Here is a 22,940-nt window from a genome sequence, read left to right on the forward strand (position 1 = left end):
CGTCCGCCCCGTCGCCGACCCAGGCGGGTTTCGATACGTGCGCATAGACTCGCGACATGCGCGAACTCGGCTTCCTCTCCTTCGTCCCGAACCACGGCGGCACCGACGGCGCCGCCAGCGCCCTGGAGGACGGCCTGCGCCTGTTCGAGACCGCCGAGTCGCTCGGGTACGGGACGGGCTGGGTGCGCGGACGGCACTTCGAGCCGTACCTGACGAGCCCGATGACCTTCTTCGCCGCCGCCGCCCAGCGCACCAGCACCATCGCGTTCGGCACCGCCGTGCTCGGCATGCGGTACGAAGACCCGGTGCGCCTGGCCGAGGACGCCAGCACGGTCGACCTGCTCAGCGGTGGCCGGGTGCAGCTCGGCATCAGCACGGGCATCGCCGGGTACGGCCCGATCCTCGACCCGGTGTTCGGCACGGTCGACCGCAGTTTCCGCGACGAGGCCGAGGCCCGCGCCGCACGGCTGCTCGAGGTACTGCAGGGCGAGCCCCTCGGCAGTGCCGGCAAGGGCTACGAGAGCATCCCCGCCGGGGCCGACCTGACCCTGCAGCCGCTCAGCCCTGGCCTGCGCGACCGCGTCTGGTGGGGTGGCGGCAGCATGGGCACGGCGGTCCGCACCGCCGAGAAGGGCCTCCTGCTGCACTGCTCGACCCTGAACACCGAGGACACCGGCGCGCCGTTCGCGCAGGCGCAGGCCGACCAGATCGCCGCCTACCGCGAGCGGTTCGCCGAGCTGCACCCGGAGCGCGAGTCCAAGGTCGCCGTGGGCCGGATCGTGGTACCGCTCCTCGACGACCACGACCGCGCCGTGCACGAGGAGTTCCTGACCGGTTACGCCTCGGGCATGGACGACGAGGGCCGGCCGCTCTCGGGCACCCCGCCGTTCCGGTTCAGCAAGGTCCTGTCCGGCGAACCAGCGGCCATCGTCGACGCCCTGCTCGCCGACCCGGCGGTCACCGCCACCGACGAGCTCGTCATCACCCTGCCGGCGAACGGCGACCGTGCGGCGCACGAGCGGATCCTGCGCATCGTGGCCGAGGAGATCGCCCCGGCGCTGCGCGCCTGAGGGCCGGCGCTGCGGGCCTGACAACCGGTGCCCCGAGCCGGACGCCCGCGACACCGCCGCTGCACCACCACGAGAGTCAAGGGCATCCGGCAGGGCTCAGATCGAGTTGGTGAGGCTCGAGAGCCCCGGCCGGATGACCATCTCGTCCCTGATCCACACGAGATGGTGCACTCATCGTTCCACCTACCAAGCGGTTTGTCACACCGATCCGCGCACCCGGGACGTATGAAGTTGACCAAGTGTCACTCGTTTTTCCGAACCGGGACGAAGTGCCCGAGCAGGTTCGCATCGCGGCCGGAACGACGAATGCGTCCCCGCGCGGACGCGGGGACGCATTCTGGGACGCACCGGGGAGGCCAGGGCAACAACGGCCGGATCAGGAGACCGAGTCGCTCACCCAGCGACCCCGTAGTCGGTGCGTGCGCGGACGGTAACCAGCCGACTCGCGCACGTAGATGTTACTGAACGGAGCCGGGAGCTGCGCGGAAACCGGACGACTTCGTCACTCCAGTTCGAGGGACGCGGTTCCGGCGTCGTCGACGGCCGAGGCGCCGACGTGCAGCGTGAAGGTCCCCGACTCGTACTGCCACGAGCCGTCCCAGTGGGCGAAGGCTCGCGCCGGGACCTCGATCGAGACCTCCGTCGAGGCGCCCGCGGCGAGCCGGACCGGGGCGAAGCCGACCAGCCAGCGCACCGGGCGGTCCACCGCCGACTCCGCACGGGATGCGTAGACCTGCACGACGTGCTTGCCGGCACGGTCGCCCGTGTTCGCGACGGTCGCCGTGACGATGACGGCGTCACCCTCGCGCACGGTCGGGGTCGAGGACACGCCATCGATCGACCACGTCGTGTAGCCGAGGCCGTGTCCGAACGGGTACGCCGGCTCCGTGCCGGCTCGCAGCCAGGCCCGGTAGCCGACGTGGACACCCTCGTCGTAGGCGACCTTCCCGTCGACCGGGGTGACGTCGAGCACCGGGACGTCGGCCATCGCGACGGGCCACGTGGTGGGCAGTCGGCCGCCGGGCTCCTGTGCCCCGATCAGCACGTCGGCCAGCGCGTTGCCGTACTCCTGCCCGCCGAACCAGGTCAGCAGCACCGCGGCAACGTCGTTCCGCCACGGCATCTCGACCGGTGACCCGGCGTTCACGACGACGACCGTGTTCGGGTTCGCCGCGGCGACCGCGCGCACCAGGTCGTCCTGGTGGCCGGGGAGTGCCAGCGAGGAACGGTCGTAGCCCTCGGACTCGACCTTGGAGTTCGTGCCGACCACGACGACGGCGACGTCTGCACCACGGGCGGCGTCCACCGCGGCCTCGATGAGCACGGCGGGGTCGTCGTCCGACGGCTCGGTGCCGAACTGGTACGCCAGCACCCCGCCGAGCGTCTCGTCCTGCACGATGTCGTACTCGATGCGGATCGCGACCTGCTGGCCGGTGGTCACCGACACCGGCACCGACCGCGCCGGCGGGTTGAGGAACGCGGCGCCGAGCTGGTCGCCCTCGAACGGCACGTCCTCGTCGAGCAGCAGTTCGCCGTCGATCCACATGCGTGACCGTCCGGCCGCGCCGATACCGAACCGCACGGTCCCGGTCGACTCCGCCGTGTACGTGGTGGTGATGTCGAGCCGGTCGGCTTCACGGGTCGGGGCGTCGCCGCCGAACCAGAACAGCGCGGTCGCGCGGCGGTCCTCGACGAACAGCTCCTCGCCGTCCTTGACGAAGGCGACCCGGGCTCCGGGCTCCCCGGTGCCGGGGTTCGTGATGGTGGACAGCGGGAACTCCGCGATGCCCTCCTGCACGACGGCGCCGATCGCGTGGTCCACGCTCGCGCCCGGGAACGCCGAACGGATGCCGTCCAGCGGTGACACGACCCGCGACGGCACGACCGTGGCCGAGCCCCCGCCCTGCGTGCGGGCCTGGTCGGCGTTGTGCCCGATCACCGCGATGCGCGACACGGCGGGAGCGTCGAGCGGCAGGACACCGGTGTTGCGGACCAGGACGGTGCCCTCGGCCTCGGCCTCGCGCACGAACGCGATGCCGTCCTCGACGTGCACCGGTGACGCGGCGACGGGCTCGAAGCCCTCGAGCGCGCCGACGCGGGCTGCCAGGGTCAGGATCCGGCGGACCTTGCGGTCGATCGCCGCCATCGGCACCTCGCCGGACTGCACTGCGGCGAGCAGCGGGCCTTCGCTCCACCACGGGTTCGGCCCGGGCATCGCGACGTCCTGCGACGCCTTCGCCGAGTCCACCGACCGCACCCCGGTCCAGTCGGACACGACGATGCCGTCGAAGCCCCACTCCGAGTTGAGCGGGGTCTCGAGCAGGTCGTTCTCCGACGCCGTGACGCCGTTGATCGCGTTGTACGAGGACATGATCGCCCAGGCGTGCGCCTCGGTCACGGCCTTCTCGAACGCCAGCAGGTACAGCTCGCGCAGCGCGCGGTCCGACACCTCGGTCGACGCGGTGAAGCGGTCGGTCTCGTAGTCGTTCGCGATGTAGTGCTTCGGGGTCGCGGCGACACCGTTCTCCTGCACGCCGTCGACGTACGACGCGGCCAGGTCGCCGGTGAGCAGCGGGTCCTCGCTGAACGCCTCGAAGTGCCGGCCCCCGAGCGGGGACCGGTGCAGGTTGATGGTCGGGCCGAGCACGACGTCGACGCCCTTGCGGCGGGCCTCCACCGCGGCGGCGGCGCCGTAGCGCTTCGCGATCGCGCGGTCCCACGAGGCGCTCAGCGCCGTCGCCGACGGCAGGTTCAGGGACGGGTCGCGCTCGTCCCACACCTCGCCGCGCACCCCCGAAGGGCCGTCCGACATCAGGATCCGGCGCAGCCCGATCTTCTCGATGGGCCAGGTGGTCCAGAAGTCACGTCCGGTGAGCAGCTGCACCTTCTCGTCGGTGGTCAGCTGGCCGAGGAGCGCATCGATGCGCTCGGTCAGCGGCGTCGACGGACTGGAGGCGGTGCTCGCGTCGTTCACGGTGGTCACGGTGGTCGGTCCTCTCGTTCAGGGCCGCGGGGCGCCGCCTGGACGGCCGGGCCCTCGTCGCCCACACCCACCATCCACCGGGTTCGCCGCCCGCGCTGGCAGCTCCTGCACCGTACCACCCAAAACCAACCGTTGCTTGGTTTTTTGGGTCTCCTGTGGGCGGTACAGTCTGGCCATGGCACGACGGGGTTCGTACGCAAAGGGCATCGCGAAGCGCGAGGAGATCCTCACGGTCGCGCTGGACCTCGTGGCGTCGCAGGGCTTCCGGCGGACGAGCATCAAGGACATCGCCGACGCCGTGGGGCTGACCCAGGCCGGCCTGCTGCACTACTTCGACTCGAAGGACGAGCTCTGGGTCGAGATCCTCCGCCGCCGCGACGAGCTCGACCTCGCGCACGACTGGCAGGCCGCGGACCCGGCAGCCCTGCTCGCCGCGATCGTGCGGCACAACGCCGAGGTCCCCGGGCTCGTGCAGATGTTCGTCAACCTGTCCGCCGCGGCCGCCACCGACGCCGAACACCCGGCGCACGAGTACTTCCGCGAGCGCTACGAGCGCAGCCGCCGCGACCTGTCCGCGGATTTCCGGACCATGCAGCAGGACGGTCGGCTGCGCACCGACATCGACCCCGACGAACTCACGAGCGTGCTGCTCGCGGTGTCCGACGGCATGCAGATCCAGTGGCTCTTCGACCCCACCCGCGACATGGCCGAGCACGTCGAACTCGTCGCCCGCCTCGCGATCGCCCAGGTCACCCCCACCGCCTGACCACCGCCCCCGACGCTCCGGGGTACGGACAGGGCCTGGTCGCGTCAGGTGCGGCGGGGCAGGATGGTCGGTGCCCGCCAGGGTGTGTTCCGACGACGATGTGGAGTGACGCGATGACGCGTGTAGTGGTGACCGGTGGCAGCGGCAAGCTCGGACGAGCGGTGGTGCGCGACCTCGATGCGCACGGGTACGACGTGGTCCTGCTCGACCGCGTCCCCTCCCCCGACAAGCCCGAGCGTGTCCCGTTCGTGCGGATCGACCTGACCGACCACGGCCAGGTCCTGAACGCCCTGCTCGGCATCGACGACCGGTACGACCACGTCGACGCCGTCGTGCACCTCGCGGCGGTGCCGGCCCCGGGGCAGGTGCCCGATGTGGCCCTCATCACGAACAACGTGACCTCGTCGATCAACGTCTTCCACGCCGCTCGTGCCGCGAAGATCAAGAACGTCGTGTGGGCGTCGAGCGAGACCCTGCTCGGCATCCCGATGGGCGAGCACCACCCGCCCTACCTGCCGGTCGACGAGGAGTTCGCCGTCCGCCCGCAGTCGTCGTACTCCCTCGGCAAGGCGGTCGAGGAGGAGATGGCCCGCCACTTCACCCGCTGGGACCCGGAGCTGAAGATGATCGGCCTGCGCTTCTCGAACGTGATGGACGAGACCGACTACCCGGCGTTCCCGTGGGACGCCACCCCCGAGGCGAAGACGTTCAACCTGTGGTCGTACATCGACTCCCGCGACGGGGCCCAGGCCGTCCGCCGGGCACTCGAGGCCGACCTCACCGGGTTCGAGGCGTTCGTCATCGCCAGCCCCGACACGGTGATGGACACCCCGACCATCGAGCTCGTCGAGCGCTTCGTGCCGGACATCGAGCGCCGTGCGGACATCGACGGTGTCAGCTCGCTGCTGTCGTCGGAGAAGGCCCGCGAACTCCTCGGCTACACGCCCGAACACAGCTGGCGCGACCACCGCGCCTGATCGTCAGGCGGCGGGGACGAGCAGCCCGTCGAGCACCAGGTCGCGCGCCGCCGGCAGCAGGTCGGCGGCGAGCGCCTGCTCGTCCACGCCGGTGATCTGCGCGAGCGCGCCGATGATCGCTGCGACGGACAGGTCGCCGTCACACGCGCCCACGAACGCCGCGAGTGCGGTGTCCGCGTCCACCCGGCGCCCGAGCCCACCGCCCTGCACCAGGGTCATCACGGTGGGGTCGTCGTTCCCCGGCCAGTAGTACCGCTCCTCGGTGACGTCACCGGCCACCGACAGGTGGGCGGCGGCGAGCGCGGCGTCGTCGTGCGCGGCGAGCCAAGCGGCCGCGTCGAGGACGCGGGCGACCGTCGCGCCGAGCCCCGCGGGGTTGGAGCCGAGCGTCTCGGGGACGCGCTCGAACCGGCGGAGGCCGGACGTGCCTCCAGGCAGGGGTCGACGCACCACGACGTAGCCGAAGCCGACGCCGGTGACGCGACGGTCCGCGAAGTCGTCGAGCCAGGCGCCCATCAGGGTGTCGAACTCGGCCGTGCCGGGCTTCGTCCCGCCGTCGCGGATCCAGGTCTCCGCGTAGGACGTCGGGTCCTGCCGCTCGCGCTCGATCACCCAGACGTCGAGGTCGGTGTCGGCGAACCAGGCGCGTACGCGGTCCAGGCCGTCGACACCCCAGTGGTACTCCCAGTTGCCGAGGAGCTGCGCGGTCCCACCGGGCTCCAGGTGGTCGGACAGGCCGCGGAGCACCGTCTGGACCAGGGCGTCGCCGACCATGCCGCCGTCGCGGTACTCGTAGGACGGGACGCCCTCGCGACGGGGTGTGATGACGAAGGGCGGGTTCGAGACGATCCGGTCGAAGCGCTCCCCCGCCACCGGCTCGAACAGTGAGCCGAACCGGAAGTCGATGCCGCCGATGCCGTTCAGCTGGGCGTTGAACCGGGCGATGTCGAGGGCACGGCGCGAGATGTCGGTGGCGACCACGTGGTCGGCGAACCGCCGTGCGTGCATCGCCTGGATGCCGCAGCCGGTACCGAGGTCGAGCACCCGCTCGACCGGCACGGGCACCTGCAGGCCGCTCAGCGTCGTGGTGGCGCCGCCGATGCCGAGGACGTGTTCCTCGCTGATCGCGTGCCCGAGGGCGAGCTCGCCGAGGTCGGAGACGATCCACCAGCTGCCGGCGCCGAGGTCGTCGACGAAGGCGTAGGGGCGCAGGTCGACGGTGGGGTGGACGAGCGCGTCGGCGCCGTCGCCGTTGCCGTCGCCTTCGCCTCCACTGCGCAGCAGGCCCGCGGCGATGACGGCGTCGAGCCCGGCGGTCGGGAACGCCACAGCGGCCTCGGCGCGCGCCACCGGCAGGCCGAGCACGAACAGCGTCGCCAGGGTGCCGAGCGGCGTGGTCTCGCGGGCGGCGAGCGCACGGAGCGCGGCGACCCGCGAACCGCGGTGCAGCGATGCGGCGGCCTCGGCGCCCCACAGGGAGTCGAGCCGGTCGACGGTGAAGCCGGCCGCTGTCAGGTCCGCGGCGAGCGCCGTGGTGACGGCGGGGTCCGCGACGATCGACGGCAGCGTGTGCACAGTGTCCACGCCGGCGGTTGCACCGTCGCTCACGAGGCGATCCCCTCGCGCAGCAGGGCCGCGGGGACCTGCCAGTCGAGCACCAGGTCGAGGAGCCCGGGGAACCGCTGCTGCACGTCCTCGACGCGGACGCGACTGACGCGGGTCAGGCCCTCCAGGTGCTGCTCGAGCAGACCGGCCTCGCGCAGGACCCGGAAGTGGTGGGTCAGCGTGGACTTCGGCCGGTCGATGCCGACCCAGCCGCAGCTGCGCTCGCCCCCGGCCGCGTCGACCAGGTAGCGGTGCAGGATCGCGAGTCGGATCGGGTCGCTCAGGGCGTCCATCACGACGGGGAGGTCCATCTCGGCCACGGACGGCTGCGGCAGCCGTTCAGGAGCATCGACGTGCGCGGGCATGGACGGGACGCTACCACCGTTCGGCTCGCTGTACGACTTGCGTCGTACTGTTCAAGTGCGGTACGAATGCAGTCGTACTGCACGGAGACGGAAAGGGGTGCGCATGCACCAGTCAGCTCGTTCGGTCGCCGGGTTCTGGATCCTGGCGGCGATGCTCCTGGTCTCGGTCGCGTCATCGGCCGTCCCGTCGCCCATCTACCCGGTCTACGCGGCCGAGTGGCACCTCACCCCGCTCATGCTCACCGGGGTCTTCGCCATCTACGTCGCCGGCCTGCTCGCGAGCCTGCTCGTCGCGGGTCGCCTGTCCGACCACGTCGGCCGCAAGCCCGTGCTGGTCGTCGGCGGCCTGGGCGTCGCACTGTCGCTCGGCCTGTTCGCGATGGCGGACGGGGTCGTCGCGCTCATCGTCGACCGGATCGTGCAGGGCGTCTCGGTCGGGCTGCTCATCGGGGCCCTCGGCGCGGCCCTCATCGACAACTCCCTCGAACGCCACCCCACCATGGCCGGCGTGCTGAACGGCGTCATCCCGCCGATCGCCCTGGCCACCGGCGCGATGTCGAGCGGCGCGCTGGTGCAGTGGGGTCCGGCGCCGGAGCAGCTCGTCTACCTGTTGTTCGGAGCACTCCTCGTGCTGCTGGTGCTCGCGCTGTTCGTCGTCCCTGAGCAGGTGCAGCGCCGCCCCGGCGCGGTCCGCTCCCTGCGGCCGACGATCAGCGTGCCGCGGTCCTCACGCCGGCTGTTCCGCGGCGTCGCCGGTTCGCTCGTCGCCAGCTGGGCCCTCGGCGGCATGTTCCTGTCGCTCGTCCCCTCGGCGCTCGGCGCGGTGTTCGGCATCACGAACCACTTCGCCGCCGGTGCGCTCATCGCCGTGGTCACCGGCGTCGGCGCCCTGACCGGCCTGGCGATCCAGCGGATGGACACCCGTCGCGCGGTCCTGCTCGGACTCGTCGCGCTCGTGCTCGGCCCGATCGTCACCGTGTCGTTCGTGTTCGCACACTCCCTGCCGGGCATGGTCGTCGGCAGCGCGATCGCCGGTGTCGGCTTCGGTGCCGGGTTCCAGGCGCCGCTGCGGATGCTGCTCGCCACCGCCGCCCCGACCCACCGCGCCGGGCTGCTCTCCACGATCTACGTCGTCAGCTACCTGGCGTTCGGGGTGCCATCGGTCATCGGAGGCCTGCTCGAGCCCTCGGTCGGCCTCGTCCCGGTCATCGCCGGGTACGGCGGCTTCATCGTGCTCGCCGCGGTCGTCGCCCTCGTACTGCAGCTGTCGTCGAAGGACGCCGCCGAGGTCGAGGAACGCGCCGCCGAGGTCATCGAGCGCACCGCAACCGGCTCGATCCGGGTCGCCTCCGCCGACTAGTGCCGCCGCGCTAGTGGCCCGGTCGCGCCGAGTTCGTACCGCGAGCCCGCGCACGCACCCCGACCGTCCGCGCCGCACCGGTGTGCGCAGCGTCGACGTCGGCCTTGCCCCGGTCCGCCGCATCGCGCAGACGCTTCGGCCCGTGCCGCTTGGCCCAGTCCCAGAAGCGGTGCAGCTGCGCCTTGAGCCACGTGATGATCTTGTGGAAGAAGTGGAACTCGCTCGCCAGCACCGTGAGGCCGATGAACACCACGAGCCACCCCGGGCCCGGCAGCGGCACCAGGATCAGCCCGATGATGACGACCAGCCCACCCACCAGACCGACCAGCACCTTGTAGAACAGGTGGACGTGCGGCCGCGCGTGGATCCAGGCGCGCAGACGGTGGAACCACTGGAAGCGCTGGCGGGGCGCGCCATCGGCCCGGGCTTCGCCGGGTCGGTCGTTCGGGTCGCCGTCCATGCCGAAAACGTAGGGTGCGCGGCTGGGAATCAGCGGCGCACGGGGTGGACGCACGGTGCGCGTGCCGGGAGGCGCGTGGCGGGGCCACACCGTGCCTCCAGACCGTCAGGCGGCACCGGTCGCGTGCCCCTCAGGCGTGCGCGACGCACGTCGCCGCCCACGGGACGGCGGTCAGGCGGGCCTCCGGGATCGGCTCACCGCCGACCGTGCAGCGGCCGTAGGTGCCGTCGTCGAGTCGCGCGAGCGCGGCGTCCACCTGACGGACCCGCAGCCGGGCGCCGTCGCGGACCGCACCGAGCGAGCCGCGCTCCCAGGCCAGGGTCGCGCCCTCGGGGTCGTGCTCGTCGTCGGAGTTGGCGTCCTGCCGGGCGTCGCTGACGTCACGCATGCTCCGCTCGACCTCGAGCAGCAGCCGTTCGTTGCGGGCGCGTTCGGCCTCGAGTGCTGGGCGGGGGTCCTCCATCCCGGCCACGGTAGTCGCGACGGAATGGCCCCGCCTCCGGATGCGTTCGCATGGACATGACGAAGATCGGGTTCCTGTCGTTCGGACACTGGCGTGACGTGCCGGGGTCGAAGGTGCGCAGCGGGCGGGAGGCCCTGGTGCAGGCGATCGACCTCGCGGTCGCAGCCGAGGAAGCCGGCGTTGACGGCGCCTACTTCCGCGTGCACCACTTCGCGCCGCAGCAGGCTGCACCGTTCCCGCTGCTCTCCGCCATCGCCGCGAAGACCAGCCGGATCGAGATCGGGACCGGCGTCATCGACATGCGCTACGAGAACCCGCTCTACATGGCGGAAGAAGCCGCGGCGACCGACCTCATCTCCGGCGGGCGACTGCAGCTCGGTGTCTCGCGGGGATCACCCGAGACCGCCCTCGCCGGCTACCAGCAGTTCGGCTACGTGCCCGATGCCGCTGACGAGAACGGCGGCGACATGGCCCGTGCGCACACGAACGTGTTCCGCCGTGCGATCGTCGGCGAGCCGATGGCCAACGCCAACCCGCAGATGACCGGTTCGGTCGGGTCCCTGCCGATCTCCCCGCTGTCGGACTCGCTCGGCGACCGTATCTGGTGGGGCGCCGGCACCCGCGCCACCGCCGAGTGGACCGCCGAGCAGGGCATGAACCTGATGTCCTCGACCCTGCTGACCGAGGACACCGGCGTGCCCTTCGACCAGCTGCAGGCCGAGCAGATCGAGCGCTTCCGCCGGGTGTGGTCCGAGTCCGGCTGGGACCGCGAACCGCGCGTCTCGGTCTCGCGCAGCATCATCCCGATCATCGACGACGAGTCCCGCCACTACTTCGGCGTCCGCGCACAGGTCGAGGGGCAGGACCAGGTCGGGCACCTCGACGGCGGGCTGGCCCGGTTCGGCCGGTCCTACATCGGTGAACCCGAGCAGCTCGTCGCGGAGCTCGCGGCCGACCAGGCCGTCCGTGCTGCCGACACCGTGCTCGTCACCGTGCCGAACCAGCTCGGTGTGGACTTCAACGCTCGGCTGCTCGCCGCCGTGAAGGACGTGTTCACCGAGGTCGACGCGGAGCCGGTCCCCGCCTGACCCCATCGTGGTCCCCCCTTGTGCTGACACCCGGCTGGGGACTGGGGCGAGACCGACCGCGCTCCTAGGCTCGGGAGCGTCGATCCACCCCGCACCTCGAGGAGCAACCGTGACGCTGCCGGCCGCAGGCTGGTTCCCGGACCCGCAGGACGCCCGTCGTCTGCGCTGGTGGGACGGTCGCACCTGGGGCGCAGCCACGCGGGTCCCCGCGGCCGCTGCGGAACCGGTCACGCCGATCGTCGTCGTTCCGGCGGGGCCGTCGTTCTCGGTGCAGACCGCTGCGATCCGGACGGACGCGTGGGCGTCGGGCACCGCCGGCGACCGTCGGCTCTGCGTGTTCACGGTGCTCGCCGTGCTGCTCGCGGTGGTCTCGGTCATCGCGAACCCCTGGGGCCTGGCGGGGCTGCTCGCCGTGGCGTGCGGCGTCGTCGGCATCGTCCGTCCCGGAGCCGTCGGCGCCTGGGCTGTCCTGGCGCGGAGCGCTTCGGCGAGCGCCCTCGTCGTCGCGGTGACGACGACGGTCATCGCCGCGTCGGCCCAGTTGCACCTGTTCTGAGCTCGCAGGGCCCGCCTACCGCGGCGGTCCACGGCGCTTCGTGAGCAGAAATGGTCGAGTGGGACGGCGCGACCCGACCATTTCTGCTCACGAAGCGCGCCCGTCCCGCACGGCCCATGCACCCGCACGGCCCGCGCTGTCCGCCTACCGCCGCGCCCGCGGGTGCGCCGTCTGGTACACGTCCCGCAGCATGTCCGCCGTGACCATCGTGTAGATCTGCGTCGTGGCGACACTCGCGTGCCCGAGCAACTCCTGCACCACGCGCACATCGGCACCGCCCTCGAGCAGGTGCGTCGCGAACGAGTGCCGGAACGTGTGCGGTGACACGTGCGCCTCCAGGTCGGCGGCAGCAGCGGCGGCCTGGATCACGAGCCAGGCACTCTGCCGCGACAGCCGCGCTCCACGGGCGCCGAGGAACAGCGCCGGGGTCGACGGCCCTCGTGCCGCGAACACCGGCCGTGCGCGCACCAGGTACGCGTCGATCGCGGCCCGGGCGAAGCTGCCGAGCGGCACGATCCGCTGCTTGTTGCCCTTGCCCGTGACCTTCACGACCGAGAGCTCGCCGTCGGCGTCCGACAGCGTCGTCACGTCGTCGACCGACAGTCCCACCGCCTCGGAGATGCGCGCACCGGTGGCGTAGAGCAGCTCGAGCAGGGCCTTGTCCCGCAGCTGGACGGGGTCGTCGGCGTCGACGGACACCGCCCCGAGCAGCCGTTCCATGTCCTCGACGGGGATCGCCTTCGGCAGCCGCATCGGGGCCTTCGGCGGCCGGACGGCGGTGCCGGGGTCGAGCGGCAGCCAGCCCTCCCGAGCGGCGAAGGCGGTGAACGAGCGCACCGAGCTGAGCATCCGCGCGATCGACCGCGGTGCCAGCGGACCTTCCGGTCGGGTGGCCAGGTGTGTCACGAACCCCGAGACGTCCGCCCGTGCCAACCGTGCCACGTCCTGCAGCACCGAGGACCCCCCGGCCCGGTCTGCACCGTCCGACTCGACGACCGGAGCGTCCGCCAACCACGACGTGAACACCGCGAGGTCCCGCCGGTACGCGGACAACGTGTGCTGCGAGAGTCCCCGCTCGATCGCGACGTGCCGCAGGTACGTCTCCGCGGCACGGTCGAGGGGCATCACCTCAGCAGGCTAACCGGCGCGGGCCCACTCACCCGTCAGTGCAACGCCTCGTCCGGCGTGCCCACGCGGAACCCGGTGAACGTCACGGTCAGCCCGGCCCGCGTCGGCCCGGCGCACAGCAGCCCCGCGGACACGACGGCGTCCGGGTCGAGGTACGCGACCCGCACCAAGCGGGACTCGTCACCCTCGACCCACGCCCGGATCGTCACGGCGTCACCATCGCGGCTCGCGCGGACGGTCACCACCCGGCCCGCCCACTCCGGTACGGGCGACACCGACCAGTCCGAGAACCCACGCGTCACCACGGCGCCGAGCTGCGGGGTTCCGTCCGAGAACTCCACGCCGGCCTTGATCCAGGTCTGTTCGTCGACGCGCAGGAACACCCCGGCCTGGTCGAACTGCTCGGTGTAGTCGAGCACGAACGACGCCTCGACCGAGAACGGCCCGTCCGTCGGCTGCAGCAGCGCGTGCTCGGAGTCGTGCACGAAGCCGTACGAGGTGGTCCGCCAGGCGTCGCTGCCCTCGACCGCGGTGACGCGGAACACGTCGCCGTCGAACTCGGCGGCCTCCGGGTCGTGCGTCCACGTCCCCGTGGCGACCAGCTCGCGCAGACCGTCGCCCAAGGACCCGCTCACTTGCCGCGCTGTTCGATGGCCTCGACGGCGAGCGTCGCGACGACGAGGGCCGAGTTGTTGAGCCGACCGCCCAGGATTCCCTCGAGCAGCTCCGCCCGCGGGACCCAGCGCGTCACGATGTCGGCCTCTTCGGCCTCGCGCTCGAACGCGGACTCGGTCGACCGAACGCCGCGCGCCCGGTAGATTTGGATGAACTCGTCGCTGCCGCCCGAGGACGTGTTGTACCGGACCAGGGGCTCCCACGTGTCGGCCTCGAGGTCGGCCTCCTCGCCCAGCTCGCGCTTCGCGGCCGTCAGGTGGTCCTCGCCCTCCATGTCGAGCAGGCCCGCGGGCAGCTCCCAGTCGCGCAGCCGCACCGGGTGACGGTACTGCTGGATGACCAGGACGCGGCCCTCGTCGTCCTCCGCGTACACGGCGACGGCACCGGTGTGGTCGATGTACTCGCGGACCATCGAGTCGCCGTTGTACGCGACGGTGTCGCGGCGCACGTCCCAGACGGCGCCCTCGTACACGACGGTGGATTCGGTGACCTCGAAGGAGGCGGACTCGTCAGCGATCGGTGCGTCTGTCACGGCTCCATCCAAGCACGCGCGCCCCTGACGCCCCCATCGGCACCAGGTTCCGTGCACGCGACCCCTGGACGGACCGGAGGCGCGGTGCCAGCTGGCACCGCGCCTCCGGTCAGAGACCACTCGCGTTACGCGACCTGCTCCTCGGTCTGCGGGTCGAACAGGCTGGACGCCTCGTGGCGCTCGATCGCGGCCGCGACGAGTCCCGCGAACAGCGGGTGCGCATCGGTCGGGCGCGAGCGGAGCTCCGGGTGCGCCTGGGTGGCGATGTAGAACGGGTGCACGTCGCGCGGGAGCTCGACGTACTCCACCAGCGTGCCGTCGGGCGACGTGCCCGAGAAGACGAGGCCGGCGTCCGCGATCTGCTCGCGGTACTTATTGTTCACCTCGTAGCGGTGACGGTGCCGCTCGGAGGCCTCGGGAGCCCCGTACAGCTCCGCCGCCAGCGACCCTTGCGTGAACGACGCCGGGTACAGGCCCAGGCGCATCGTGCCACCCAGGTCGCCACCGGCGATGATGTCGACCTGCTCCGCCATCGTCGCGATGACCGGGGTCGAGGTCTCCGGGTCGAACTCGGTGCTCGACGCGTCGGTCAGACCGACCTCGTGGCGGGCGTACTCGATGACCATGCACTGCAGGCCGAGGCACAGGCCGAGCGTCGGGATGCCCTGCTCACGCGCGAACTGCAGCGCGCCGAGCTTGCCCTCGATGCCGCGCACGCCGAACCCGCCGGGGATGCAGATGCCGTCGACGTCGCCGAGCTGCTTCGCCGCGCCCTCGGGCGTGGTGCAGTCGTCCGACACGACCCACTTCAGCGTCACCTTGGCGTCGTGGGCGAAGCCACCCGCACGGAGTGCCTCGGTGACGGACAGGTAGGCGTCCGGCAGGTCGATGTACTTGCCGACCAGGGCGATCGTGACGTCCTTCTTCGGCTCGTGCACGGCCTTCAGCACCGGGGTCCACGCGGTCCAGTCGACCGGACCGGCGTCGAGCTTGAGCGCCTCGACGATGACCTGGTCGAGGCCCTGGTTGTTCAGCAGCGTCGGCAGGTCGTAGATCGAGGGGACGTCCACCGCGTTCACCACGGCGTCCTCGTCGACGTCGCACATCAGCGCGATCTTGCGCTTGTTCGACTCCGACACCGGACGGTCGCTGCGCAGCACGAGCGCGTCGGGCTGGATGCCGATCGAGCGGAGCGCGGCGACGGAGTGCTGCGTCGGCTTGGTCTTCTGCTCACCCGAGGCGTTCATGAACGGCACCAGCGAGACGTGCACGAAGAACACGTTGTTGCGGCCGAGCTCGTGCCGCACCTGACGGGCGGACTCGATGAACGGCTGCGACTCGATGTCGCCGACGGTGCCACCGACCTCGGTGATGATGACGTCGGGCTGCGGGTCGTTCTGCGCCTGCTCGCGCATCCGGCGCTTGATCTCGTCGGTGATGTGCGGGATGACCTGCACCGTGTCGCCGAGGTACTCGCCGCGACGCTCCTTGGCGATCACCGTCGAGTACACCTGACCGGTCGTGACGTTCGCGGCCTGCGACAGGTTGATGTCGAGGAAGCGCTCGTAGTGCCCGATGTCGAGGTCCGTCTCCGCACCGTCGTCGGTCACGAAGACCTCGCCGTGCTGGAACGGGTTCATGGTGCCCGGGTCCACGTTGAGGTACGGGTCGAGCTTCTGCATGACGACCTTGAGGCCGCGAGCCGTGAGCAGGTTGCCGAGGCTGGCCGCCGTCAGGCCCTTGCCGAGAGACGAGACGACCCCGCCGGTCACGAAGATCTGCTTCGTCACCTTCGGGGTCGAGTTCGAAGAATTGGTACCGCCGCTGAGAGTGTCCGCCACGGGATTCCATCGTACGTCAGAACTGCCGGGAGGCGCGACCTCGGTTCGCCGTGGGCGTTGCGCGGGCGGGTGGCCGGGTCCTCGGACCGTGGCCGGGTCGGCGGACAGTGCCCGCCTGCCCGATCGTCAGGCTCGCTGGCCGGCCACGTCGAGCAGCTCGCGGGCGTGCTCGATGCCGCTGGCGCTGTCGCCGAGTCCGGAGAGCAGCCGTGCCATCTCCTGCAGACGGTCCTCGCCCTCGAGCCGGCGCACGCTCGACGAGGTCACGGCACCGCTGGCGTCCTTCACGACGTTGAGGTGGTTGTTCGCGAAGGCCGCGACCTGGGCCAGGTGCGTGACGACGATGACCTGCGTGCGCTCTGCGAGCTTCGCCAGCCGTCGGCCGATCTCGATGGCCGCCGCCCCACCGACACCGGCGTCGACCTCGTCGAAGACGAACGTCGGCACCGTGGTGCTGCCGGCCATGACGACCTCGATCGCGAGCATCACGCGCGACAGCTCACCGCCGGACGCCCCCTTGCCGATCGGCCGGGGGTCGGTGCCTGAGTGCGGCTGGAGCAGGATCGTCACCTGGTCGCGGCCGTGGCGGCGGTACTCGCTGGCGTCGGTGACCTCGACCACCAGGGTCGCACCACCCATCGCGAGGGTCTTCAGCTCAGCGGTCACGCGCTTCGCCAGGTCGACGGCCACCTTGGTGCGCGCCGTCGTGAGCGCGGCCGCGGCCGTCTCGAGCGCCTGCTCGTCCTGCTCGACCGACTGCTGCAACGCCGCGATCCGGTCGTCGTCGCCGTCGAGCTCGAGCAGCCGGTCGCTCGCGCGCTGCCCGTAGGCGATGACGTCGTCCACCGTCTCGCCGTACTTGCGGGTGAGGCCTGCCAACAGGGCACGACGTTCGTTGATGAGCTCGAGGTCGTGCCCCGCCTCGGGTTCCAGGGAACCGAGGTAGCTCGAGATGCTCGCCGAGGCCTCGGCCGCCTGGATCCCGAGCTCCGTGAGCTGCTCGAGCACCGGCTGCAGGGCGCTGTCGGACGACACCACACGCTCCACGGCACGGCGTGCGGACTCGACCAGGCCGACGACGTCGGAGACGCCGTCGAGGGACTCGCTGGACAACGCCTCGTGCGCCAGGGCCGCGGACAACCGGAGCTCCTCGAGGTTCCCCAGGCGTTCGGCGCGTTCGGCCAGCTCGACGTCCTCACCGGGCTGCGGGTCGGCGGCCTCGATCTCGTCGGAGGCCGCGCGGATCCGCTCGGCCTCGGCGACCCGGTCGTCCCGGTCCCGGACCAGCACCTCGAGTTCACCGGCGTGCTGCTGCCAGGCGTCGTACGCGGCGACGTACCGGGCGAGGGCCTTCTCGAGCGAGGCTCCCCCGAACCCGTCGAGGGCAGCCCGCTGCGCGGTGGCCGAGGTCAGGCGGATCTGGTCCGACTGCCCGTGCACGGTCACGAGCTGGTCGGCGAGCTCGCCGAGCACCGCCACGGGCGCACTGCGACCACCCACCGTGGCACGGCTGCGCCCCTCGGCGGAGACCGTGCGGGTGAGGATGAGTTCGCCGTCCTCCACGGTGCCGCCGGCGTCCTCGACGCGTTCGGCGACGGCGTCCTGCTCCGGGACGTGCCAGCGGCCTTCGACGACGGCGCTCGACGCACCGCGGCGCACCGAACCGGCATCGGCCCGCGCACCGAGCAGCAGTCCGAGCGCGGTGACGATCATGGTCTTGCCCGCACCGGTCTCCCCGGTGACGACGGTGAAGCCCGGCCCGAGTTCGAGCGTGGTCTCGCCGATGACGCCGAGGTCGCGGATCGCGATCTCCTCGATCATCGGTCGTCCTCCGTCGTTCCCTGCGCCACAGCTGACCCGGCGGATGCGATGCTGCGCCCTTCCACGGCGATCATCGGTCGTCCTCCGGGCTCATCGGTCGTCCTCGTCGCTCTGGGGGCCGCGCCACCCGGCGACGGGCAGCTGGAACTTCGCGACCAGGCGGTCGGTGAACGGGGCGTCCTTCAGTCGGGCGACACGCACCGGGTCCGGCGAACGCCGGACCTCGACACGGGCGCCCGGGGGCAGGTCGTGGGTCCGTCGACCGTCGCACCACAGGACACCGACGCCGCTCGTGCGCCGCAGGACCTCGATCGCGAGCGTGCAGTCCGGCCCGACGACGATCGGACGGGCGAACAGAGCATGGGCGCTCAGCGGCACCATGAGCAGCGCGTCGACGTCCGGCCACACGATGGGGCCACCGCCGGAGAACGAGTACGCCGTGGAGCCGGTCGGGGTCGACACGACCACGCCGTCGCAGCCGAAGGACGACAGCGGGCGGCCGTCAACCTCGGTCACGACCTCGAGCATCCGTTCCCGCGAAGCCTTCTCGATCGTGGCCTCGTTCAGCGCCCAGCTCGAGTAGACGATCTGGTTGCCCACGACCACGTCGACCTGCAGGGTGACGCGTTCCTCGACGTTGTACTCGCCGGACAGCGCACGCTCGACCGTCTCGGACAGACCGTCGCGCTCGCTCTCGGCCAGGAACCCGACGTGCCCGAGGTTCACCCCGATCAGTGGAGCGCCGGTGTTCCGCACGAGTTCGGCCGCGCGGAGGATCGTGCCGTCGCCACCGAGCACGATGACGATCTCGAGCTGGTTCGGCTGGACGTCGACGCCGAGGATGTCGACCTTGCCGACCGACGCTTCGGCGCGACGGATGTCGGCGTACTCGTCGAAGGGCATGACGGGCGTGAGACCGGCCGCGTGCAGGAGGTCGCAGACCTCGACCGCAGCGTCGATCGAGTCACGGCGACCCGTGTGGGACACGAGCAGGATGTGCCGTTCGTCACTCATGAAGACCCTTCCGTGAGTTCGGTCGCCCGGACTCTCCATTCTGTCGGATTGCCCCCGACACCGCGCTGGAAGCGGGCCAGGTACTCGTGGTTGCCGTGTGTCCCGACGATCGGGGACGCGGCGAGCCCACTGGTGCCGAGGCCCAGGTCCCACGCCGCCCACAGCACGTTCATGAGCGCGTCGTTCCGGAGCCCGGCGTCGTGCACGATGCCCTCCCGCACACCGCCACGACCCACTTCGAACTGGGGCTTCACCAGGAGCACGAACTCGTCCGCGGGGACGGCTTCGGCCAGCGCCGGCAGCACGAGTCGGAGCGAGATGAAGGACAGGTCCCCCACCACCAGGCTCGTCTCGCCGGCGGCGCCGTCGAGCGCCAGGTAGTCGGCGCGCGTGAGGTTCCGCGCGTTCGTCCCCTCGACCACGGCGACGCGATCGTCGAGCGCGATGGTGGGGTGCAGCTGTCCGTGGCCGACGTCGAGCGCGATGACACGGCGCGCGCCGCGTGCGAGCAGCACCTGGGTGAACCCGCCGGTGCTCGCGCCCACGTCGAGCACGACCCGGTCCTCGGGGTCGACGTCGAACGCATCGAGTGCGCCGACGAGCTTCCGGGCCGCACGCGAGACCCACTCGTCCGCGGCGTCGACCTCGATGTCCGCGTCGGATGCGATCGGCGTCGACGGCTTCAGGACGGCACGGCCGCCCACGAGCACCCGGCCGTCCTGGATCAGCTTGCTGGCGACGGTGCGCGACCGTGCGAGCCCGCGTGCAGCGAGGAGGGCGTCGAGGCGGACCGGGGTCGCGTCGTGCACGGCTCCGTCCGGCTCAGGCACTCGCGGAGCCGCCGCTCTCGAGCCGCGTCCGCAGCTCGTCGTGCAGGGAGGAGAAGGCGTCGGCACGGTCGGCGAGCGGCAGAGCCTCGGCCTCGGCGGTGCGCGCGGCGAAGGCGCCCTGCTGCTCGGGATCGGCGGACGGCTGCTCGGGGTTCGGCACGTCCGACACGCTACTCGCCGCCGTACAGCTGCGGGTCCACGTCGAGGCCGTAGATGGCCAACCCGGACTCCCAGATGAGCGTCGCGCCGGCACGGAGCCGATCGATGTCGGTCCCGGCGTCGAGCACCCGGACGACGTGCCCGCGCATCGCCACCGTCGAGGTACCGACGCTCACGTACCGGGTGCCGTCCTCGTCCTCGCGCCGCACCGTCGCCGGGTACGGCTGGGCCAGCCCCCGGAGGTCTTCGAGCACGTAGGTGGGACGTGAGCGCTGGTCGGCCGCGAGCACCTGCTTGGCCTTGTCGATGCCGGTGAGCACGAGCACGCTCGGGATCCCGACGTCGTTCGCACCCTTGATGTCGGTGTCCAACCGGTCCCCGATGAACAGGGTCCGACCGCCGCCGAAGCGCGCGACCGCCGTGTCGAAGATCGGCCGCTCGGGCTTGCCGGCGACCACGGGCATCCGGCCGACCGCTTGGTGCACGGCGGACACGAGCGTGCCGTTGCCGGGCGCGATGCCCCGCTCGACCGGGATCGACCAGTCCAGGTTCGTGGCCACCCACGGCACGTCCGGGTCGGCCAGGGCGAACGAGGCCTCGGCCAGTTCCTTCCAGCCGAGGTCCGGCGAGAAGCCCTGGATCACCGCGGCCGGGGAGTCCTCGGCACTCGAGGTGACCGTGAACCCGGCAGCCTCGACGATGCTCGACAGCCCGAGCCCGCCGGTGACCAGGACGGTCGATCCGGCCGGTACCAGGGTCGCGAGCAGCTGGACGCCGGCCTGCGACGAGGTGACGACGTCACCCTCGGAGACCTCGAGCCCGTAGCGCTCGAGGTGCTCGGCGACGTCGATCGGGCGGCGGGAGGCGTTGTTCGTGATGTAGCCGACCCGCGCCGTCAGCGATGCCCGGGTCAGGGCTTCCACCGCGTGCGGGATGGCGTTGCGGCCCCGGTAGACGACGCCGTCGAGGTCGGTGAGGACCACGTCGACGCCGTCGGTCAAGGTCGCCGAGTGCTCAGTCGGCTGCGGAGCCGTCGACGTCGCGGGGGTTGTCGTCGTCGATCTCCCCGGGCTCGTCGGCTGCGGAGGTGTCGTCGTCGAGATCGTCGAGGGCGGGTTCGTCATCGATGTCGTCGTCGCGGCCTTCGGCGGATTCGTCGTCGCCGTCGAGTTCGTCGGTCGCGACGTCGTCGGCTCCGAGGCCATCGGCGGCGTCGTCTCCGGCGTCTCCGTGTTCTTCGACTTCGAGCGTTTCCTCGACCACATCAACTGTCTCCCAAGCGTTGTCGTCCGCGATTTCGGCGAGGGCCGCTGCCGCGCGGTCCACCCGGGCCCACCACTCGTCGGCCTCGTCCTGTCGACCGAGCTCCTCGAGCGTGGCCGCGTAAGCACTGTAGAGCGCCGGGGACCACGTGTAGGCGGTGGACGGGTCGAGCTGTGGAATCTCCAGCTCACCGAGGGCGGCTGTGGGGTTCCCGAGGTCGAGACGAGCGCCGGACATGGCGATCGCGAGCTCGACCTGCACCGGGGTGTCGAGGGCCGAGCGCTCGACCGAGCGACCGAGCTCCAGTGCCCGCTCCGGACGGCCCAGGCCACGCTCGCAGTCCACCATCATCGGGAGCTGGTCGTTGCGACCGGAGATCCGACGGTAGGTGCGGAGCTCGCGGAGCGCGGTGGCGAAGTCGCCGAGGCGGTACGCGGTGATCGCGGCCGTCTCCCGGACGACACCGACACGACCGGCACGACGAGCAGCGCTCAGGGCGTGCTGGTTGGCCGTCTCGGGGTCGTCGTCGACGAAGAGCGCCGCTGCCACGAGGTGACGCGCGACCCAGTCGGCGTTGTCCTTGCTGAGGGTCTTCAGCTCCATCCGGGCCGCAGGGTCGAGGTCGCGCGCCTGGATCTCCTCGGGGATCTCCGGGTCGTCGTGGCGCGGACGGATCGACTTCGTGCCGTAGGGGTCGCGGTCTTCCCAGTCGTCGCGCGCGGCCTCTCCGAACCGGGCGCCGGCGTGACGTGTCCCGTCACCGAAGCGGCGACGTTCCTCACCGCCGTCGCGACCGGGGCGGTCCGACGAACCGCCGCGGAACGGACGGTCGGAGGAACCACCTCGGGCCGGGCGGTCGGACGATCCGCCACGGTACGGGCGGTCCCCGTCACGAGCGGGACGGTCCGAACCACCACGGTACGGACGGTCGCCATCTCGGGCGGGACGATCCGAACCACCACGGTACGGACGGTCACCGTCACGAGCCGGACGGTCAGAGCCACCACGGAACGGACGGTCGCCATCACGCCGCGGACGGTCCGACGATCCGCCACGGTACGAGCGATCGCCATCACGAGCCGGACGGTCCGAGGAGCCGCCACGGAACGGGCGATCGCCATCACGAGCCGGACGGTCCGAGGAGCCGCCACGGTACGAGCGATCGCCATCACGAGCCGGACGGTCCGAGGAGCCGCCACGGAACGGACGGTCGCCGTCACGAGCGGGACGGTCCGAGGAGCCGCCACGGTACGGGCGATCGCCATCCCGGCGCGGACGGTCCGAGCCGCCCTGGAACGGGCGGTCACCGTCACGACGCGGACGGTCAGAGCTCCCACCACGGAACGGACGGTCACCGTCACGAGCCGGGCGATCGGAGCCGCCACGGAACGGACGATCGCCATCGCGCCGCGGACGATCGGCACCGCGCGGACCATCGCCGCGCGGCGGCCGACCGGAGTCTCCACGGTCACCCTGCCACGACGGACGGTCGTTGCGGTCGCCGGACCGGAACGGACGGTCGCCGTCGCGACGCGGAGCGCTGTCCCGTCGAGGCGCGCCGTCACGGAACGGACGGTCTCCACCCTGCGGACGATCACGACGGTCGCCTTCGCGGCGCTCGAACTCGCGGGGACCGGACGACCACCGGCCATCGCTCTGGCCGTCCCGACGCGGAGCGCCGTCGCGACGTGGGAACCGGTCGCCGTCCCGTCGGGGTCGATCTCCACGGTCCCTGTCGTTCCGCCGCTGATCGTCGTCGTTCGCCACCGTTGCTCCTCATCGCGTGCCCGGTCCAGTGCCTCGGGCGTTCGTCCGCTGTGTCGTTGTGTTGGGTGCCGCGTCGGTCGCCCGACGTCGGCTTCCAGTCCATCACGAACCGAAGCCGGCGTCGAGCGAACGGCGCCAGAAACAGAAATGGCCACCGGCCCCGACCGAGAACGAGGGTTTCCCCTGCGAATTCTCGATGGAGGGCCGATGGCCATTC

22 protein-coding genes are annotated in these 22,940 nt (G+C 71.6%); 6 read left to right on the plus strand and 16 right to left on the minus strand.

Annotation, left to right across the window (positions count from 1 at the left end; all coding sequences use genetic code 11):
* Positions 1–56 precede the first annotated feature (56 nt).
* Positions 57–1,070, plus strand: a complete 1,014-nt coding sequence (locus OE229_RS17400; protein ID WP_262139114.1) for an LLM class flavin-dependent oxidoreductase — start codon at positions 57–59, stop codon at positions 1,068–1,070.
* Positions 1,071–1,572: 502 nt separating this feature from the next.
* Here the strand turns inward: OE229_RS17400 and OE229_RS17405 are convergent.
* Positions 1,573–4,053 carry a glycoside hydrolase family 3 protein gene (locus tag OE229_RS17405; RefSeq protein WP_262139116.1) on the minus strand — a complete coding sequence of 827 codons (2,481 nt, stop codon included), beginning with the start codon at positions 4,051–4,053 and terminating at the stop codon, positions 1,573–1,575.
* A 175-nt stretch (positions 4,054–4,228) separates the two neighbouring features.
* Here OE229_RS17405 and OE229_RS17410 point away from each other — a divergent pair, with 175 nt between their 5' ends.
* The gene (locus tag OE229_RS17410) at positions 4,229–4,819 is read left to right on the plus strand and encodes a TetR/AcrR family transcriptional regulator (protein ID WP_209135543.1); all 591 of its coding nucleotides are present in this window, start codon (positions 4,229–4,231) and stop codon (positions 4,817–4,819) included.
* 113 nt (positions 4,820–4,932) lie between these two features.
* On the plus strand, positions 4,933–5,796 hold the full coding sequence (locus OE229_RS17415) for an NAD-dependent epimerase/dehydratase family protein (protein WP_071245140.1): 864 nt from the start codon (positions 4,933–4,935) through the stop codon (positions 5,794–5,796).
* A 3-nt stretch (positions 5,797–5,799) separates the two neighbouring features.
* Here OE229_RS17415 and OE229_RS17420 read toward each other — a convergent pair whose 3' ends face one another.
* Positions 5,800–7,404, minus strand: a complete 1,605-nt coding sequence (locus tag OE229_RS17420; RefSeq protein ID WP_262139118.1) for a DUF7059 domain-containing protein — start codon at positions 7,402–7,404, stop codon at positions 5,800–5,802.
* Positions 7,401–7,766, minus strand: coding sequence for an ArsR/SmtB family transcription factor (locus tag OE229_RS17425; RefSeq protein WP_071245119.1), 366 nt, complete (start codon positions 7,764–7,766; stop codon positions 7,401–7,403). Before OE229_RS17425 ends, OE229_RS17420 begins: the two co-directional genes overlap by 4 nt.
* A 103-nt stretch (positions 7,767–7,869) precedes the next feature.
* On the opposite strand from OE229_RS17425, the gene OE229_RS17430 reads away from it, so the two are divergent.
* Positions 7,870–9,126 carry an MFS transporter gene (locus OE229_RS17430; protein ID WP_262139120.1) on the plus strand — a complete coding sequence of 419 codons (1,257 nt, stop codon included), beginning with the start codon at positions 7,870–7,872 and terminating at the stop codon, positions 9,124–9,126.
* A 10-nt stretch (positions 9,127–9,136) separates the two neighbouring features.
* Here the strand turns inward: OE229_RS17430 and OE229_RS17435 are convergent, their stop codons facing one another.
* Entirely contained in the window at positions 9,137–9,586 is a 450-nt protein-coding gene (locus OE229_RS17435) for a TIGR02611 family protein (RefSeq protein WP_182064911.1), read from the minus strand.
* A 130-nt stretch (positions 9,587–9,716) separates the two neighbouring features.
* A complete protein-coding gene (locus OE229_RS17440) occupies positions 9,717–10,049 on the minus strand; it encodes a TraR/DksA family transcriptional regulator (RefSeq protein ID WP_262139122.1) in 333 nt (110 codons plus the stop codon).
* Between the two features lie 50 nt (positions 10,050–10,099).
* On the opposite strand from OE229_RS17440, the gene OE229_RS17445 reads away from it, so the two are divergent.
* Positions 10,100–11,137, plus strand: coding sequence for an LLM class flavin-dependent oxidoreductase (locus tag OE229_RS17445; RefSeq protein ID WP_262139123.1), 1,038 nt, complete (start codon positions 10,100–10,102; stop codon positions 11,135–11,137).
* Between the two features lie 109 nt (positions 11,138–11,246).
* On the plus strand, positions 11,247–11,693 hold the full coding sequence (locus tag OE229_RS17450; protein ID WP_262139125.1) for a DUF2510 domain-containing protein: 447 nt from the start codon (positions 11,247–11,249) through the stop codon (positions 11,691–11,693).
* A 144-nt stretch (positions 11,694–11,837) separates the two neighbouring features.
* Here the strand turns inward: OE229_RS17450 and OE229_RS17455 are convergent, their stop codons facing one another.
* The 11 genes from OE229_RS17455 to OE229_RS17505 form a co-directional block, all read right to left on the minus strand.
* Complete coding sequence (locus tag OE229_RS17455; protein ID WP_262139126.1) at positions 11,838–12,818, minus strand: site-specific tyrosine recombinase XerD; 981 nt, start codon at positions 12,816–12,818, stop codon at positions 11,838–11,840.
* Between the two features lie 38 nt (positions 12,819–12,856).
* Complete coding sequence (locus OE229_RS17460) at positions 12,857–13,456, minus strand: DUF1349 domain-containing protein (protein WP_209135533.1); 600 nt, start codon at positions 13,454–13,456, stop codon at positions 12,857–12,859.
* Complete coding sequence (locus tag OE229_RS17465) at positions 13,453–14,028, minus strand: NUDIX domain-containing protein (protein WP_071245128.1); 576 nt, start codon at positions 14,026–14,028, stop codon at positions 13,453–13,455. Before OE229_RS17465 ends, OE229_RS17460 begins: the two co-directional genes overlap by 4 nt.
* A 125-nt stretch (positions 14,029–14,153) precedes the next feature.
* A complete protein-coding gene (locus OE229_RS17470) occupies positions 14,154–15,869 on the minus strand; it encodes a CTP synthase (protein ID WP_209135529.1) in 1,716 nt (571 codons plus the stop codon).
* A gap of 126 nt (positions 15,870–15,995) precedes the next feature.
* Entirely contained in the window at positions 15,996–17,690 is a 1,695-nt protein-coding gene (gene recN, locus OE229_RS17475) for a DNA repair protein RecN (RefSeq protein WP_262139130.1), read from the minus strand.
* A 90-nt stretch (positions 17,691–17,780) separates the two neighbouring features.
* Positions 17,781–18,704, minus strand: a complete 924-nt coding sequence (locus OE229_RS17480; RefSeq protein WP_071245131.1) for an NAD kinase — start codon at positions 18,702–18,704, stop codon at positions 17,781–17,783.
* On the minus strand, positions 18,701–19,534 hold the full coding sequence (locus OE229_RS17485; protein ID WP_262139131.1) for a TlyA family RNA methyltransferase: 834 nt from the start codon (positions 19,532–19,534) through the stop codon (positions 18,701–18,703). The genes OE229_RS17480 and OE229_RS17485 overlap by 4 nt, the downstream gene beginning before the upstream one ends.
* Positions 19,527–19,694, minus strand: a complete 168-nt coding sequence (locus OE229_RS17490) for a hypothetical protein (RefSeq protein WP_182064902.1) — start codon at positions 19,692–19,694, stop codon at positions 19,527–19,529. Before OE229_RS17490 ends, OE229_RS17485 begins: the two co-directional genes overlap by 8 nt.
* 10 nt (positions 19,695–19,704) lie before the next feature.
* Positions 19,705–20,694: an HAD-IIA family hydrolase gene (locus OE229_RS17495; protein WP_262139133.1), complete on the minus strand. Its 990-nt coding sequence runs from the start codon at positions 20,692–20,694 to the stop codon at positions 19,705–19,707.
* Positions 20,695–20,707: 13 nt separating this feature from the next.
* Positions 20,708–21,559 (minus strand): tetratricopeptide repeat protein, encoded by an 852-nt coding sequence (locus OE229_RS17500; protein ID WP_262139134.1) that lies wholly within the window; start codon positions 21,557–21,559, stop codon positions 20,708–20,710.
* Positions 21,550–22,683: a hypothetical protein gene (locus tag OE229_RS17505; protein ID WP_262139135.1), complete on the minus strand. Its 1,134-nt coding sequence runs from the start codon at positions 22,681–22,683 to the stop codon at positions 21,550–21,552. The genes OE229_RS17500 and OE229_RS17505 overlap by 10 nt, the downstream gene beginning before the upstream one ends.
* Positions 22,684–22,940: the final 257 nt, after the last annotated feature.

It is taken from the genome of Curtobacterium poinsettiae, assembly GCF_025677645.1.
In the GTDB taxonomy this organism is placed as follows: Bacteria; Actinomycetota; Actinomycetes; order Actinomycetales; family Microbacteriaceae; genus Curtobacterium; species Curtobacterium poinsettiae_A.